At 39.7% G+C, this 17,975-nt stretch carries 11 protein-coding genes, 1 other RNA gene and 1 pseudogene; 6 read left to right on the plus strand and 7 right to left on the minus strand.

All coding sequences use genetic code 11. From position 1 onward, the window contains the following. Nucleotides 1-175: 175 nt before the first annotated feature. Nucleotides 176-2,065, minus strand: a complete 1,890-nt coding sequence (gene gss / locus DV427_RS01480) for a bifunctional glutathionylspermidine amidase/synthase (protein ID WP_114891062.1) — start codon at nt 2,063-2,065, stop codon at nt 176-178. 228 nt (nt 2,066-2,293) lie between these two features. Between gss and yedE the strand changes: the two genes are divergently transcribed. From yedE to rlmB, 3 genes are all read left to right on the plus strand, one after another. Next, nucleotides 2,294-3,352 (plus strand): YedE family putative selenium transporter, encoded by a 1,059-nt coding sequence (yedE, locus tag DV427_RS01485; RefSeq protein WP_114891063.1) that lies wholly within the window; start codon nt 2,294-2,296, stop codon nt 3,350-3,352. A gap of 103 nt (nt 3,353-3,455) precedes the next feature. Beyond that, complete coding sequence (gene rnr / locus DV427_RS01490; protein ID WP_114891064.1) at nt 3,456-5,804, plus strand: ribonuclease R; 2,349 nt, start codon at nt 3,456-3,458, stop codon at nt 5,802-5,804. A 55-nt stretch (nt 5,805-5,859) separates the two neighbouring features. Next, the gene (gene rlmB / locus DV427_RS01495; protein ID WP_114891065.1) at nt 5,860-6,600 is read left to right on the plus strand and encodes a 23S rRNA (guanosine(2251)-2'-O)-methyltransferase RlmB; all 741 of its coding nucleotides are present in this window, start codon (nt 5,860-5,862) and stop codon (nt 6,598-6,600) included. A gap of 36 nt (nt 6,601-6,636) precedes the next feature. Here the strand turns inward: rlmB and clpB are convergent, their stop codons facing one another. The 4 genes from clpB to DV427_RS01515 all read right to left on the minus strand — a co-directional run bounded on the left by clpB (nt 6,637) and on the right by DV427_RS01515 (nt 10,662). Continuing rightward, nucleotides 6,637-9,207, minus strand: a complete 2,571-nt coding sequence (gene clpB, locus DV427_RS01500) for an ATP-dependent chaperone ClpB (protein ID WP_114891066.1) — start codon at nt 9,205-9,207, stop codon at nt 6,637-6,639. Nucleotides 9,208-9,335: 128 nt separating this feature from the next. After that, complete coding sequence (locus DV427_RS01505) at nt 9,336-9,899, minus strand: 5-formyltetrahydrofolate cyclo-ligase (protein ID WP_114892163.1); 564 nt, start codon at nt 9,897-9,899, stop codon at nt 9,336-9,338. A gap of 17 nt (nt 9,900-9,916) precedes the next feature. Then, nucleotides 9,917-10,114, minus strand: a non-coding RNA gene (gene ssrS / locus DV427_RS01510) — 6S RNA. A gap of 245 nt (nt 10,115-10,359) precedes the next feature. After that, nucleotides 10,360-10,662: a cell division protein ZapA gene (locus DV427_RS01515; protein ID WP_005632126.1), complete on the minus strand. Its 303-nt coding sequence runs from the start codon at nt 10,660-10,662 to the stop codon at nt 10,360-10,362. A 148-nt stretch (nt 10,663-10,810) separates the two neighbouring features. On the opposite strand from DV427_RS01515, the gene polA reads away from it, so the two are divergent. The 3 genes and pseudogenes from polA to DV427_RS01530 all read left to right on the plus strand — a co-directional run bounded on the left by polA (nt 10,811) and on the right by DV427_RS01530 (nt 15,259). Beyond that, on the plus strand, nt 10,811-13,618 hold the full coding sequence (gene polA, locus DV427_RS01520) for a DNA polymerase I (RefSeq protein ID WP_114891067.1): 2,808 nt from the start codon (nt 10,811-10,813) through the stop codon (nt 13,616-13,618). An 11-nt stretch (nt 13,619-13,629) separates the two neighbouring features. Next, nucleotides 13,630-13,936 (plus strand): annotated as a pseudogene (locus DV427_RS01525) (cupin domain-containing protein). Between the two features lie 18 nt (nt 13,937-13,954). Next, complete coding sequence (locus DV427_RS01530) at nt 13,955-15,259, plus strand: L-cysteine desulfidase family protein (protein WP_114891068.1); 1,305 nt, start codon at nt 13,955-13,957, stop codon at nt 15,257-15,259. A 115-nt stretch (nt 15,260-15,374) separates the two neighbouring features. Here the strand turns inward: DV427_RS01530 and DV427_RS01535 are convergent, their stop codons facing one another. Both DV427_RS01535 and DV427_RS01540 read right to left on the minus strand, forming a co-directional pair. Continuing rightward, on the minus strand, nt 15,375-16,136 hold the full coding sequence (locus tag DV427_RS01535; protein ID WP_114891069.1) for a HugZ family heme oxygenase: 762 nt from the start codon (nt 16,134-16,136) through the stop codon (nt 15,375-15,377). A gap of 178 nt (nt 16,137-16,314) precedes the next feature. After that, entirely contained in the window at nt 16,315-17,958 is a 1,644-nt protein-coding gene (locus DV427_RS01540) for an ABC transporter substrate-binding protein (RefSeq protein WP_114891070.1), read from the minus strand. Nucleotides 17,959-17,975: the final 17 nt, after the last annotated feature.

The following is a 17,975-nucleotide window of genomic DNA, read 5'->3' on the forward strand; positions in this document are numbered from 1 at the left end:
ATTCTTACACTAATCTTTAGAGAAAATAAAATCGAGTGAAGTACAGTAAAGTACTGCAAAATTTTTGAAATTATCCTACGATAGTAATAGATTTGAAGCAATAACGCACACAAATAAGTTAATTCACTTATGTAAAATAATTTGATTGCTCTTTTATTAAACAATAAGTCATCTTTTATTGTTCAAAGAATGCTTTATCCTTCAATACTCTCAAAGGCTGCATATCACTGTTTCCCATAATGACACGACTCGAATCAGAACGTAGGCAAGTGCCACCATAATGCCCTCCCACGGTAAAAGTACAGATTTGCAAATATTGATCTTCCACTTGTGGTAAGCACCAAAGCTGTTGATAAATACTATCTTGCTGACCAAACTGTCCATCGGTTGTGTCTAGCATGGAATTATTTTCACCAATCAATTTAACATTATCACCTCGGCGACCTGCAATTGGTTTTTGAGCATAGCCGTTTTGGATTAAGTTTGGTGTGAGATGAAAACTTGCCTCTAACAAATAACGATGATTAGGGAATAAAGACCAAAGCACAGGCAAAATCGCCTTATTGCTTGGAATTGCTGTCCAAAGTGGTTCATAAACCAACACTTCTGGGCGAAGTAGTACGTCAATTAACCGCACTTTATCTTCAGGATAACCTGTGCGAATAGGCGGAGCGACTTCCATTCCTGTTGCATCTTCACGAAGTTGTTCCAGCATGGTTTCCCACGCCCATGTTTTCCAAACGGTTTGAACTTGGTTATTTTCATCATCAATCAGGCGACCACGATTATCCCAATGTAAGCCTTCTGTGCCGTGAATAATTTTGGCTTGGAACCCTGCTTGTACCAATGCTTGTTGCATAAACATGGCATGATAATCTTCTTCATCATCATGATCTTGCAGAATATGAACTAATTTTGAGGCTTGACTATGTTGCCAACAATCAGCTAACGCATTACGCAAACCATCGGACGGATTTTCCCCCAATACGCCACCAGCTTGTTTTGCCCAGCGATTCATAATATCGCCTGCCTCAGCATGACAAGAAGCTGAGTCTGCATTATATTCATAAACTTTCAAACCTCGTTCACTCATACAAAAATCTAAACGACCAGTAATCGTCTGATAACGGCGATTTTGCCAAGAAAGTCTTAAGCGTGGCCAAAGGAGCTTCGGAATATTAAAATACTGCAACAGATTATCATCTTTAAGTACCTTGTCTGTCGCATGCAAATACATTAAATGCAGTTCATTAGTGGCGTGAATCAATTCTTGTTGAGCACTTTCAGACATAGCAAAATAGCGATATTGATCAGAATGGCTCACTTTATGTCCGCTCATTGCCTTAATATATGCTGCATCAAATGGCTCATTTTCATTTAACCATTTCCCACTAAATTGTCCGTGATTGTTAACATAATGAGCGTGTAACCGAAGTGCGGTTGATTTTGGAAAAGGTTGAGGTTCTGAAAATTCAGTATCATTTGTTTGAATCATCCAGCCAAGAATTTTAGTATCATCAAAAGTATCCTGTAAAAAATATCCTTGTTCTGAAACAATCATCGGCAATTCACGTGTCCATTGCTGACCGCTTGGCAAGCGGGAATGAATCACATTTTGCTCGGCGATTCGAACGCTATCAGGCAATACCTCGGTGATAATTGCCACATGCCCCGTGTGTTTAAATTCGCCCCCTTCTTGCCAAATTAATAAGGAGCCAGCTTGAGGTTTACGTTTGCAACCATTAGCAAATGCCTGCAAGGGCAACAAGGCATCGTTCACCACTTGGCGTAAAAAACGTAAAGAAAAGATCTCATATGCCATACCGACATCGGCAAACACAAGGCCATGATTGAGATATAAATAACGACGTGCAAATTCCACACACTGCCATTTATAGCCCATATATTCTCGCCCTAGATAACTCCGAAATGCGGCATCATTTGGGAATTCCTTATCATCTGCAGTATTGTAATCTGAGGAATAAATTGCTACGCCACCAGGTGCATATCCAAGTAAGCTACCAAAAGGATCGTGGGTAATAATATTGGCTGAACGTTCTGTCATAGTATCTTCCGAGTAAAAAATGAATGCGGTTAGTATAGATCTTTTATTTTTATTACGGAAATCAATAAAATTTTTACCGCACTTTTTTCGTAGCAAATTTTTGATTTATCTCATCTTTTCATCAAAACATTCTTTACCATTTAACTTCTTGGATTAAAATGAACATGCTTTTCGAGTATTCGAGAGTACACAATTTAGTTTAACTTTAGATATCACAAGGGTTTCATTATGAAAGGATCAAAATGGCCTGTGGTTGCAGGTGCTGCACTTGGTATCATCGCTCCACTACTTACTTATAGCGGAAATCCCGGCAACATGGGATTCTGCGCAGCCTGTTTCTTACGCGATACAGCTGGCTCCATTGGCTTACATCAAGCCGCTCCACTTCAATATATTCGCCCCGAACTCATCGGATTAATATTCGGTGCGTTAGTGAGTGCGTTATTTGCAAAAGAATTCCGTGCTCGAGGTGGCTCATCGCCATTCATTCGCTTAATTTTAGGCGCATTTGCCATGATTGGAGCCCTAACATTCTTAGGTTGTCCATGGCGTGCATATTTGCGTTTAGGCGGCGGCGATTTATCTGCGATTGCCGGTATTGTCGGTTTATTTGTCGGCGTACTAGGCGGAATTTTCTTTAGCAATCGAGGATTTTCTCTCGGCAAATCAAAAGAACAAGCTCCTGTTACTGGCTGGATTTCTGTCATTATCGCGGGTTTATTACTTATTGGCGTTATCACACAATTTAGTCTTGGCGAAGGTTTACCGCTTTATTTCTCACAAAAAGGCCCTGGCGCACAACATGCATTTTGGGCATTATCTTTAGCAGGCGGGTTAATCATAGGCGTATTAATGCAAAAATCACGTTTCTGCTCAATTGGTGCATTCCGCAATTTCATTCTATTCCGTGATTCTTCATTATTGAATGGTGTTATCGCTTTAGTGGTATTTGCTGCTATTACCAATGCTTCACTTGGCCAATTCCATTTAGGGTTTGAACAACAACCTGGTGCACATAATCAATATCTTTGGAACTTCCTCGGCATGGCACTTTGCGGATTATGCTTCGCCCTCGGCGGTGGTTGCCCAGGCAAACATTTAGTTCATCTTGGTGAAGGCGATAATGACTCCGCTATTTTTGTGCTTGGTATGCTTTTAGGTGCAGCTGCTGCACATCGTTTAAGCCTTGCAGCTTCAGGCTCTGGCATTGGTGAATTTACGCCTTACGCTTTAGTGCTTGGATTTATATTCTGCGCCTATATTGGCTTTACCAAAAAATCGGCTTAATTCACTTTCTATCTGCACTCATCACGAGTGCAGATTTTCTTTTCCTTGCATTATCCCCCTTACAGTGTCAAACTCTCCGCACTTTTTAAAACTGTAAAAAATAATGACAAAAAAACGTAAAAACTTAATCAACCAAGATCCTCATTACAAACGAGAATTGGAAAAATACGGCAATCCAATCCCGAGCCGTGAGTTCATTTTAAGCGTTATTCGAGACAATAATGCGCCAATGAATCGGGATGAAATTTTGACCGCACTTTCCATTCGAAATGAAGATCAAATAGAAGCAATGCGTCGCCGATTACGCGCGATGGAAAATGATGGACAATTAGTATTCACCAAACGTAAACGCTATGCCTTACCAGAAAAATTAGATTTATTTAAAGGCACGGTAATTGGTCATCGCGAAGGTTTCGGTTTTTTACAGGTCGATGGCAAAAAGGATGATTTATTCATTCCGAACCATCAAATGCAAAGAGTCATGCATGGAGATTTTGTCTTAGCGCAACCTGCCGGATTAGATCGTCGTGGTCGCCGTGAAGTGCGAATTGTGCGCGTATTAGAAAGCCGTAAAAAACAAATTGTGGGTCGCTTTTTCTTAGAAAACGGTTTTAGCTATGTGGTGCCTGATGACAGCAGAATTGGCCGAGATATTCTCGTGCCAAATGAACATCGTAATGGCGCACGTATGGGACAAGTTGTCGTTGTCGAATTACAAGAACGTTCTGTCAGTTTTAACCAGCCAATTGGCGTAATCACTGAGATCCTAGGCGATAATATGGCGAAAGGAATGGAAGTTGAAATCGCCTTGCGTAACCACGATATTCCCCATAAGTTTCCAAGTGCGGTGGAAAAATACGTCAAAAAATTCACTGAAGAAGTCCCTGAAGAAGCAAAAAAAGGTCGTGTGGATTTACGCAATTTACCGCTTGTGACGATTGATGGTGAAGATGCTCGCGATTTTGACGATGCTGTTTATTGTGAAAAACATGGCAAAGGCTGGAAACTTTGGGTAGCGATTGCGGATGTCAGTTATTACGTACGTTTACGTTCCGCTTTGGATGTAGAAGCGCATAATCGTGGTAACTCAGTCTATTTTCCGAACCGAGTTGTACCAATGCTACCTGAAATTTTATCAAACGGCTTATGCTCTCTTAACCCTCAAGTGGATCGTTTGTGTATGGTGTGTGAGATGCAAATTTCTGCCAAAGGCAAGCTCACAGATTATCGCTTTTATGAAGCGGTGATGAATTCTCACGCCCGCCTCACTTATACCAAAGTAGCAAAAATGCTTGAAGGCGATGAAGAATTACGCGCTCGTTATTCTACGCTTGTGCCTCATTTAGAAGAACTTTATAAACTCTATCAGGCTTTGCTTGGTGCGCGTCATCAACGTGGTGCGATCGATTTTGAAACCATTGAAACTAAGTTTATTTTCAATGCAATGGGAAGAATTGAGCGCATTGAACCCGTTGTTCGAAATGATGCCCACAAAATCATTGAGGAATGTATGATTCTTGCGAATATCGCAGCAGCCAATTTTATGGAAAAACATAAAGAGCCTGCGTTATATCGTATTCATGCCACCCCGAGCGAAGAAAAATTAACATCGTTCCGCACTTTCTTAAGTGAGTTTGGTTTAACTTTAGAAGGCGGATTAAAACCAACCACAAAAGACCATGCTGCTCTCTTAGAAAAAGTTAAAGAACGACCTGATCATGAACTTATTCAAACAATGTTGCTACGCTCATTAAGTCAAGCTGTCTATCATGCTGATAATATTGGGCACTTTGGTTTGGCTTTGGAAGAGTATGCTCACTTTACTTCGCCAATTCGCCGTTATCCAGACTTAACACTTCATCGAGGCATCAAGTATTTACTCGCCAAAGAACAAGGCGCCAAACGTAAAACAACAGATACTGGCGGTTATCATTACTCTTTTGATGAAATGGATTTACTTGGCAATCACTGTTCAATGACGGAACGCCGTGCTGACGACGCAACTCGTGAAGTAGCAGATTGGCTAAAATGCGAATATATGCAAGATCATGTCGGCGGTGAATTTAGCGGTGTGATTTCATCTGTGACTGGATTTGGTTTATTTGTACGCTTAGATGATTTATTCATCGATGGTTTAGTCCATATTTCCACCTTAGAAAACGATTATTACCAATTCGATGCAGCAAAACAGCGTTTAATTGGCGAAAATAGCGGAATGCAATATCGCTTAGGCGATAAAGTTCGCATCAAAGTTGAAGCGGTACATTTAGAAAATAAAATGGTCGATTTCTCGCTGATGGGGAGTGAACGTAAACCTCGTCGAACTGGAAAAACCGCGAAAGAAAAAGCCAAGAAAGTCTTTAAAGAGCTACCGTCTAAAGCATCAAAAAAACGAAAAAGTGCGGTAAAAAAGAAAGAAGTTTCGAAGAAAACATCTAGAAAACGAAAATAGTTCACTTCCCATTGTAAGAATGAATTAAAAATTCAAATAAGAAAAAGAGAAATTTATGTCAGAACAAATTTACGGTATTCATGCTGTTAATAGTATTTTAACCCATTCGCCAGAACGTTTAATTGAAGTCTTCGTACTTAAAGGACGTGAAGATAAACGTCTACAGCCACTCTTAAACGAGCTTTATTCCCTAGGAATTGGTGTGCAATTCGTTAATCGACAAACACTTGATAAAAAAGCCGATGGTGAGGTTCATCAAGGTGTCATAGCTCGAGTACAAGCGGCAAAAGAGCTGAATGAAAATGATCTTGATGAAATTCTTGCGAATAAACAAAATCCGCTTTTATTAGTTTTGGATGGCGTGACGGATCCACACAACTTGGGAGCATGTTTGCGAACAGCTGATGCAGCGGGCGCAGTGGCCGTGATCGTACCAAAAGATAAATCAGCACAATTAACATCTATCGCGCGTAAAGTTGCTTGTGGCGCAGCAGAAACCGTGCCGTTAATTCGTGTAACCAATCTTTCTCGCACACTACGCGATTTACAGCAAAATCATAATATTTGGGTGGTTGGCACTGCTGGCGAAGCCACTGAAACCATTTATCAAAGCAAATTGACAGGGCCACTAGCACTTGTTATGGGAGCTGAAGGCGAAGGGATGCGTCGTTTAACGCGTGAACATTGCGATCAACTGATTAGCATTCCAATGGCTGGTTCAGTTTCATCATTAAATGTATCTGTCGCAACAGGGGTATGTTTATTTGAAATTGTACGTCAGCGTTCAGGTTCATAAGAAAAGTGCGGTAAATTTACCGCACTTTTTTAACACCTATTGGCTAGCTTGAACTTCTGAGTTGGCGTAATCAATGGTAACAACCTTACCAGGTAATAACGCACCAGATAGAATTTGTTGTGCCAAGCTGTTTTCGATCTCTTGTTGAATTGCACGTTTCAATGGACGCGCGCCATAAATTGGATCGTAACCCACTTCACCAATGAAATCTAATAAAGCGTCAGTAAACACTAATTCGTACCCTCGAGTTTCCATACGTTTTGCTAAGCGCTCTAATTGAATATTTGCAATCGCACGAATATTCTCTTTACCAAGTGGATGGAATACCACGGTCTCGTCAATACGGTTGATAAATTCCGGACGGAAATGTTGCCCCACTACAGACATCACTAAGGCTTTCATTTCGCTATAGCTTTCATCTTTGCTGCCCTGAATTAAATCAGAACCCAAGTTAGAGGTCATGATCACCACGGTATTACGGAAGTCCACGGTACGACCTTGCCCGTCAGTTAAACGACCATCATCTAACACTTGCAATAAGATGTTGAACACATCCGTATGGGCTTTTTCAACCTCATCTAACAAGATCACTGAATACGGACGACGGCGAACGGCTTCAGTTAAATAACCGCCTTCTTCATAACCAACATAACCTGGAGGTGCCCCAACTAAACGAGAGACACTGTGTTTTTCCATAAACTCTGACATATCGATACGTACCATCGCATCTTCACTATCAAACAAGAATTTAGCCAAAGTTTTGCAAAGCTCTGTTTTACCTACACCTGTCGGACCGAGGAACAAGAAAGAACCAATTGGGCGGTTAGGATCGGAAAGACCAGCACGGCTACGACGAATCGCGTTCGCGACGGCATCAACTGCTTCTTCTTGGCCAATCACTCGTTTATGTAGTTCATCTTCCATGCGCAAGAGCTTTTCTTTCTCGCCTTCCATCATTTTAGATACAGGAATGCCTGTGGCTTTAGAAAGCACTTCTGCAATTTCTTCATCTGTGACGCGATAGCGTAAAAGCGTCATTTCTTTTCCTTCGCTGGTTTCAGCTTGCTCAAGTTGCTTTTCAAGAGCAGGGATGCGGCCATATTGCAACTCAGACATTTTAGCTAAATCACCCGCGCGACGAGCTTGTTCTAGTTCGGTTTTTGCAGTATCTAACTCTTGTTTAATATGTTGAGAGCCAGAAAGCGTTGCTTTTTCAGATTTCCACACTTCTTCAAGTTCGGCATATTCACGTTCTTTGTCAGCCAATTCTTTCTCTAACATTTCTAAACGTTTGCGACTTGCTTCGTCTTCTTCTTTTTGTAACGCCTGTTGTTCCAATTTTAATTGGATAATACGACGTTCAAGACGATCAAGCGGTTCAGGTTTAGAATCTATTTCCATACGGATGCTAGATGCTGCTTCATCGATCAAGTCGATGGCTTTATCCGGCAATTGACGATCAGAAATATAACGATGTGAAAGCGTTGCTGCTGCGACAATCGCAGGGTCAGTAATATCCACGTGGTGATGAATTTCATAACGTTCTTTCAAACCACGTAAGATCGCAATCGTATCTTCTACACTTGGTTCGTCCACAAAGACTTTTTGGAAACGACGTTCAAGTGCGGCATCTTTTTCGATATATTGACGATATTCATCTAAAGTGGTTGCCCCCACGCAATGTAATTCACCGCGCGCTAAACTTGGTTTTAACAAGTTACCGGCATCCATCGCACCATCGGTTTTACCCGCGCCGACCATTGTATGAATTTCGTCAATAAAGAGGATAACGCGTCCTTCTTCTTTCGAAAGTTCATTGAGCACCGCTTTTAAACGTTCTTCAAATTCACCACGATATTTCGCACCAGCAATCAATGCGCCCATATCTAATGAAAGGACGCGTTTATTTTTCAAACCTTCAGGCACTTCACCATTTACAATACGTTGTGCCAAGCCTTCGACAATCGCTGTTTTCCCCACACCTGGTTCACCAATTAACACAGGGTTATTTTTGGTACGACGTTGTAATACTTGAATGGCTCGACGAATTTCTTCATCACGCCCAATGACAGGATCAAGTTTGCCACTTTCTGCACGAGCAGTTAAATCAATCGTATATTTTTCTAATGCTTGTCTGCTTTCTTCTGCATTTTGATCGTTCACGTTTTGTCCCCCTCTAATTTGCTGGATGGCTTGCGAAATTTGTTCTTTTTTCGCACCGCACTTTTTCAAAATATCGCTGAGCGTTCCTCGTTCTTCTAAAGCTGCAAGCAAAAATAATTCGCTTGAAATAAATTTATCTTGGTTTTGCTGTGCGAATTTATCGCATAGATTAAGTAAATTAATGAGCTGACGTGAAAGTTGTACATCACCGCCATTGCCAATAACTTGCGGCAATTTATTTAGTTCAGTCTTTAATTCATTACGCAATAACGCCACATTTACGCCACTTGCAGTTAAAATTGGCGCAATGGAGCCGCCCTGTTGATTTAAAAGTGCGGTCAATAAATGCACGGGTTCAATAAATTGATTGTCTTTTCCGATAGCAAGTGATTGTGCTTCGCTTAAAGCTTCTTGAAATTTTGTCGTAAATTTTTCAATGTTCATACAATTTCCTCAATTTGGTTTTGGCTTTCGCCCTTTGCCCAAATTAAGTAAGATCGTTTGAAAGGATTTCAAGAGAAAAAATGAAATATTTTTGATTTTATCTATCAATAAAAATCTGATGATAGGTTTCAACCCACCAAAATATCGAATAGTGGGACATCCCAATGCTCAGTGGGAAGATTTTCTACTTGCTGACATTGATGGGCTAAACCCACTGGAATAAAAGACTTATTTTGCCAATTCTGCAACGTGCGATCATAAAATCCACCGCCCATACCAAGGCGATTTCCTTGTTTATCAAAAGCCACCAATGGCGTAAATAAAATATCCAGTTCATTTAATGGCAAGACATTTTGAACATTCAGCTTTGGCTCCCAAATACCAAACTGATTTTGTTTCATTGGCGTATCGGATAAATAGCGTAAAAACAATAAATGATGTTGAGTAAAAGGATGTAAAACAGACAAATACACATTTTTGTTTTGCATCCAAAGGGATTGGATTAAGGCTTTTGTAGAAATTTCACCATCAAAAGAAAAATATAATGCAATATTTTTGGCTTGTCGTTGCTCGATAAGATTTAACGCCTGTTGAGTAACCGATTGTTCAGCTTGGTGCTGTTGAAGTGCAGTTAAATTTGCTCGTATTTTTCGAATTTCAGCGCGGATTTGCTGGCGTTTTTGATTATTCATAGACATGAAAAGAGAAGATAGGACCCAGAGTGCCGCTGTGGGCAGTAGTCCTTGAACCCGACGGTTCAAGGAAATCAGTTGATACCGTTTTCAGGTTTCTTAGCCCAATGAACGAGTCAAAGGTTAAGCCTACACACCAACGATAGGAAACCAATTTATAAGATTTAAAGTATCGGCTCAGGGACATAGCCTACTGACGAACACTCCAGGTAATTCTTATGGGTTTATACTAGCCCAAATTCTCAGTATTGACTAGCATTTATTTGTCAATTTTAACGAGTTGCTTATAAAACGACAAAAGAGTCTGATAACACAAATTAGTTTTAGGTACTTATTGATCTTGGAGAGAAGAATCTAAAGAATATGGCGGTGACTTAAGTGATTTTTAACTGATTGCTCTGAATTAACTACATATTTTAATTTGAAAAAATCTCAGCCCTATTTCACCGCACTTTCCAATTTAATATTGTTCTTTATTGACACGGATATTTTCTAACGAATGATCTAATTGTTGGATACCCGTTCTCAATACCTCTTCAATTTTAGCCGCTTTATTTTTTTCTTGACTTAATTCAAAACTCAAATTGAGTGCCACAATAGAAAGCACACGATCAAGCTGAATAAGGCCTGTCTTTTCTTTCATTTCAGAAACCAATATATCTAAATTACGCGCAGCTTGGCGCAATAATTCTTCTTGCTCAACGGGCACATTTAAACGCAAGACTTGACCCAAAACTAAAATTTCGACCAATTTTAACGACATTTGATTTCCTTAAATTAAATATTTGAGTGGCCGATATTATGCCATAGCAAAAAACATTCGTCACAAATTTTACATTGAATCCGCAGTTCGCTCATCACCATAAATTACGCTATAATGCCCACATTTTTCAGTTTAAAACGAGATTTTTATGGCCCAAATTGCAGCAAATCCGCTTGTGCTAGTGGATGGTTCTTCTTATTTATATCGTGCATTTCATGCCTTTCCTCCTTTAACTAATGCCGCAGGTGAGCCAACAGGTGCGATGTACGGCGTATTAAATATGTTAAAAAGCCTCATCTCACAAGTACAACCCACTCATATAGCTGTTGTTTTTGATGCAAAAGGGAAAACATTTCGTGATGAAATGTTTGAACAATATAAATCTCACCGCCCGCCAATGCCTGATGATTTGCGCAAACAAATTCAGCCTTTGCACGATATGATTCGTGCACTGGGAATTCCGCTTTTGGTGGTGGAAGGCGTTGAGGCAGATGATGTGATCGGCACACTCGCACTACAAGCATCGCGTTTGGATAAAAAAGTGCTCATTAGTACTGGCGATAAAGATATGGCACAGTTAGTTGATGACAATATTATGCTCATCAACACCATGAATAATAGCCTGTTAGATCGCGAGGGTGTGATTGAAAAATACGGTATTCCACCTGAACTCATTATTGATTATCTAGCACTCATGGGCGATAGTGCAGATAACATTCCTGGCGTTGCTGGTGTGGGCGAAAAAACCGCACTTGGTTTACTACAAGGCATCGGAAGCATGGCTGAGATTTATGCCAATCTTGAAAAAGTAGCTGAATTGCCAATTCGTGGTGCTAAAAAACTAGGTGAAAAATTATTGGCAGAAAAAAACAATGCCGATCTTTCTTATACATTAGCAACCATCAAAACCGATGTTGAACTTAACGTGACAACAGATGAATTGTTGCTTGGAGAAAGCCAAAACGATCAACTTATTGAATATTTTGCTCGCTACGAATTTAAACGCTGGCTTAATGAAGTGATGAATGGCTCAGATTCCATTACTCAAACTGCTGAACAGCCTGTAAAAATCAACCAGTATCAGGCGACATCACCAGCCCAAAATTCGGTGGGAAATAGTGCGGTAGAAAATGCGCCTAAAATTCAAATCGATCGTACAAAATATAAAACCTTGCTCACTCAAACGGATTTAACGCGCTGGATTGAAAAACTCAATGCAGCAAAACTTATTGCAGTTGATACTGAAACAGATAGCCTTGATTATATGTCTGCAAATTTAGTAGGCATCTCTTTTGCTCTTGAAAATGGCGAAGCTGCTTATTTACCATTGCAATTGGATTATTTGGATGCGCCAAAAACACTCGAAAAATCGACCGCACTTGCCGCTATCAAACCCATTTTAGAAAATCCTAACATTCGCAAAATTGGACAAAATATTAAATTTGATGAAAGCATTTTTGCCCGTCATGGTATTGAATTACAAGGTGTTGAATTTGATACGATGTTGCTTTCTTATACGCTAAATAGTACGGGTCGTCATAATATGGACGATTTAGCCAAACGTTATTTAGGGCATGAGACTATCGCATTTGAAAGCATTGCAGGAAAAGGGAAAGGCCAGCTTACGTTTAATCAAATTCCATTAGAACAAGCCACAGAATACGCGGCAGAAGATGCAGATGTGACAATGAAGTTACAACAAGTGCTGTGGTTGAAATTGCAAGAAGAACCAACGCTTGTTGAATTGTATAAAACAATGGAATTACCATTGCTTCATGTTCTTTCTCGTATGGAACGTACGGGGGTTTTGATTGATAGTGATGCCCTCTTTATGCAATCTAACGAAATTACCACAAGATTAACCGCACTTGAAGAACAAGCTTACGTATTAGCGGGTCAACCATTTAATTTGGCCTCCACCAAACAATTACAAGAAATTTTGTTCGATAAACTTGGGCTACCTGTTTTACAAAAAACGCCAAAAGGTGCACCATCAACGAATGAAGAAGTATTGGAAGAATTAGCCTATAGCCACGAATTACCCAAAATTTTGGTTGAACATCGTGGCTTGAGTAAACTTAAATCCACTTACACGGATAAACTGCCTCAAATGGTCAATTCCCAAACAGGCCGAGTGCATACCTCTTATCATCAAGCAGTCACGGCGACAGGGCGTTTATCATCAAGTGATCCAAACCTACAAAATATTCCAATTCGGAATGAAGAAGGTCGTCGTATTCGACAAGCATTTATCGCGCGTGAAGGTTATTCTATTGTCGCCGCTGACTATTCTCAAATTGAGTTACGCATTATGGCGCATCTTTCCGGCGATCAAGGCTTAATTAACGCCTTCTCTCAAGGAAAGGATATTCACCGATCCACGGCAGCTGAAATCTTCGGTGTATCATTAGATGAAGTCACCAGCGAGCAACGTCGCAATGCTAAAGCAATTAATTTCGGCTTAATTTATGGAATGTCTGCGTTTGGACTTTCACGCCAACTTGGTATTTCCCGTCCAGATGCACAAAAATACATGGATTTATATTTCCAACGCTACCCTGGCGTACAGCAATTTATGAGCGATATTCGTGAAAAAGCGAAAGCACAAGGTTATGTGGAAACACTATTTGGTCGCCGTTTATATTTACCTGATATTAATTCTACCAATGCCATGCGTCGTAAAGGAGCAGAACGTGTAGCGATAAATGCACCGATGCAAGGCACAGCTGCAGATATTATTAAACGAGCAATGATTAAACTTGATGAAGTAATCCATCACGATCCAGATATTGAAATGATTATGCAAGTACACGATGAATTGGTATTTGAAGTGCGGTCAGAAAAAGTCGCGTTTTTCCGTGAACAAATTAAACAACACATGGAAGCCGCTGCTGAATTAGTTGTTCCATTGATTGTGGAAGTGGGTGTTGGACAAAATTGGGATAAAGCGCACTAAGGAATTTAATCATGAATAAAGTTATTAAAAGTCGCCACTTTACGGCAGAACGTGCTTGGGGAGCCCTCGATATTACCAATATGAATGGTATTTCGGTGCGTCTGCACTGGACCGATAAACCTTACAAATGGCATATCAATGACGGTGAAGAAGTCTTTGCTGTCATGGATGGTACGGTGGAGATGCGCTACAAAGAAGATGGTCAAGAGAAAGCCGTATTGCTCCGATATTTTTTATGCGGGTATCGGTACCGAACATGTTGCTCATCCACAAGGTGAAGCGCGTATATTAGTCATAGAGAAAGAAGACAGTATTTAACAAATTAAAAAGAATTTTATGAATCAAGAAAGACTTAACGAAATTGAAAAACCATTACTCCACATCGTTAAACATGATGTTGTGCCAGCCCTAGGCTGTACTGAACCCATTTCTCTTGCGCTCGCATCTGCTACAGCGGCGAAATATTTGGGCAAAACACCTGAACGCATTGAAGCCAAAGTATCTCCTAATCTAATGAAAAATGGATTGGGTGTTGCAGTGCCTGGAACTGGCATGGTCGGCTTACCCATTGCTGCGGCAATTGGTGCATTAGGCGGTAATCCAGATGGCGGTTTAGAAGTATTAAAACATATTACCCCAGAGCAAGTTACTGCCACTAAAACTATGCTTGAACAAAAATTAGTGAGTGTAGATATTCATCAAACCGAACATATTTTATATTCAGAATCAACATTGTTTGCCGATAATGATTACGTAAAAGTCGCAATTCAAGATCAGCATACCAATGTTATTTTGATCGAAAAAAATGGTGAAATAATTTTTCAGAAAGTGGAAGACGAATGTGCTAATTGCGATCCTTATGAAGTTTTTAAACAAATTAGTGCACGAGAGATTTTTGAATTTTCTAATGCGGTTGAATTAGAAAAAATTCGTTTTATTCGTCAAGCTGCAGAGCTTAATCGAGCACTTTCAGATGAAGGTTTGCGAGAAAATTATGGCTTGCATATTGGCCGCACATTGAGAAAACAAGTGGGTAGCGGTTTAATTTCTGATGATTTATTAAGCAAAATTATGATTGAAACTACAGCCGCATCAGATGCAAGAATGGGCGGAGCAACGTTGCCAGCAATGAGTAATTCAGGTTCAGGCAATCAAGGAATTGCGGCAACGATGCCTGTTGTCGTTGTTGCAGATTATCTCAAGGTGAGTGAGGAAAAACGAATCCGCGCACTTTTCTTATCCCACTTAATGGCCATTTATATTCATAGTAAATTACCAAAACTCTCCGCACTTTGTGCTGTGACTACAGCATCAATGGGAAGTTGCGCTGGTATTGCTTATTTACTCACAGGTAAATTTGAAACAGCCAGCATGGGTATCTGCAGCATGATTGGCGATATTAGCGGCATCATCTGTGATGGCGCAGCCAATAGCTGCGCAATGAAAGTCTCCACCAGCGTTGCTTCAGGCTATAAATCGGTACTTATGGCAATGGATGAAACCCATGTTACTGGCAACGAAGGGATTGTCGAACATGATCTTGATCGAACCATTGATAATCTCTGTGCTATTGCATCAAAAAGTATGCAACATATTGACAGACAGGTTATCGAAATTATGGTGAGTAAACCTTGTCCTTAATGAAAATAAAGTGCGGTGAAAAATAAAGAAATTTCAATTTCACTGGAATTTATCGTAAACAAAAGGGTTGAGTATAAATTTATACTCAACCCTTTATCTTCATTAAGAGACGATATTATTTATCGCTTTCTTTTTCGTGTGGATTGCCTTTGACACCAATATGAGAAATTTCCCCGTTAGCATCAATCAAATAAGCTTGGCCAAAACCTCTTACAAAACGGCCTGTACCAAATGTAAGTTCAACTAAATCAAAATCAGTAAATTCACGGATCGTTTTAATTCCGCCTACATCGTTCATAGTTTCCGCTAATTTATCTAAGACTTTTTCAACAATTGGATCTTCACGAGGAATAAAACGCGCACTCGCTTTATAGCGTAAACGAGTACGTACAATGATAGATTTTGCTTTGCTTTCATCTTCTAAAAACATCACTTCTACTTGATTAGGATTACGTTTTAAATTGTCATAATGCTCTGCAATGGCACTGATATAAATATAATATTTTCCATCAAGCAAAATAATTGGCGCATAAGATGCCATCGGTAAGCCATCTTTATCTAAAGTGGCAAGCACACAGCTTTTAAACTCTTGACGAAATTCATCAATTTTAGCTTTGATACGATCGTAATTTGCAACTGGTTTATTTTCTACACAAAGATTAATGATCGCTTGTTTAATTGAACCTGCGTCAGCTTGTTGTGGAAATTCCACGCGTAATGTTTTACCACCATTATATTTAAAATCTAAACCACCAAAATCTACATTAACTAGCGTCACATCCGTAATTTCATTTGCACCACCAAATTTTTTACAAAGAGCAGCCATATCATCTTTGTGATGATCATTCATGTGAGTGATAATTCGATTGAAATCCATTTTTGTTCCTTATATTTACGATTAATCTCATTATTCTACGGATTATCTTCCGAGAGGAATAATGTTGAGCATTATACTCAAGTAAAATATATTTAACATATTTTTTACAAAATGATAATATTTCAAATAAAAAGGCCCTTACTAAATAAGGGCCCTAAAAGAACTGAAATGCTATTAATTATTTACCGTCAACACTCACGCCATAGAAAGCATCATAGCCAAATGGGCTTTGTACATAGCCTTTTACGCGTGGACTAAGTGGTGCAAAACCTACAGAGTGCGCAACTGGAATCCAAGGTGCCTGATTATGAATGATAACTTGCGCTTGTTTATAAAGCGCGGTGCGTTCTTCCTTATTTGTTAATCCGATTGCTTTATCTAGTAATGCATCAAATTCTGGATTTTTAAAACGAGCCATATTGGAATTACCCACATTTGAACTTGCCAATAACGGAGATAAGAAGTTATCAGGATCACCATTATCACCAGACCATCCAAAGATACCAGCAGTTAACTCACCCGCTTTCGCACGTTTTTGGTAATCCGCCCATTCATAGGTAACAGGGTTAGTTTTTACACCAACTTTTGCCCAGTCCGCCATGATAAGTTCAGCCATACGTTTTGGATTTGGATTAGAGGCACGAACAACAGGTTGAATCCAAAAATCAGTTTCAAAACCATTTGGATAACCTGCTTCAGCTAAAAGTTGTTTTGCTTTTTCGGGATCGTACGGATAATCTTGAACTTCATCGTTGTAACTCCAAATTGTTGGAGGTAGTGGATTTTTAGCTGGTGTACCTGCGCCTTGGTAAACAGCTTCAATAATCGCTTTTTTATCTACTGCGTAGTTCAGTGCTTGACGAACTTTGACATTATCAAACGGTGCTTTTTCGGTATTAAACGCGATATACGCCACGTTCAAACCTTTTTGTTCCAAAAGTTGTACTTTTGGATCTATTTTCATTTTGACTAAATCCGCTACATTCGGGAATAAAATTAAATCACAAGATCCAGCCTGTAATTTTGCATAACGTGTTGTCGCATCTGGCACAATATTGATAACTAAACGATCCAATGGTGTTCTACCTTTCCAATAGTTTTCGTTTGCTACATACTGGGCTGCCTGATCTGTTTTGTAATCAACAAAAACAAATGGGCCAGTCCCTACTGGGCGATTATCAATTGTTTCTGGCTTACCTGCTTTCAGCATTGCATCAGCATATTCTGCGGAATAAATAGAAATAAAATCCATACCTAAACTTGCCAAGAAAGTCGCATCTTTTTTGTTCAAGGTAATACGAATTGTGTTGTCATCTAGTTTTTCCACTGATTTCAACAATTCAGGGAATTTCATTGCTTTGAAATACGGATAAGTCCCTTTAGATACATTGTGATATGGATGATTTGGATCTAACTGACGTTGGAATGAAAATACAACATCATCTGCATTAAAATCACGTGTTGGGGTAAATTCTTTTGTTGTATGGAATTTAACACCTTTTCTTAAATGGAATGTGTAAGTTAAACCATCATCGCTAATTTCCCAGCTTTCAGCTAAAGCTGGTTCAATATCCGTTGAGCCTTTTTTAAATTCAACTAAGCGGTTATACACCTGTTGTGAGCTGGCATTATAAGATGTTCCCTCCATTACAAGTGCAGGGCTAAATCCTAAAGGTGCTTTTGCTGTACAGTAAACGAAAGTATTGTTAGATGCAGATTTGGTTTCAGCTTGTGCGGTCGGTTTATTTGTCGAACCTGATTGATCACAGGCAGCTAATACAAGAGTTGCAGCCGCAAGAGTTAGTGTTGCTTTTAGCTTCATGATAGTTCCTCACTTTG

It is taken from the genome of Haemophilus haemolyticus, assembly GCF_003351405.1.
Classification (GTDB): Bacteria; Pseudomonadota; Gammaproteobacteria; order Enterobacterales; family Pasteurellaceae; genus Haemophilus; species Haemophilus haemolyticus_N.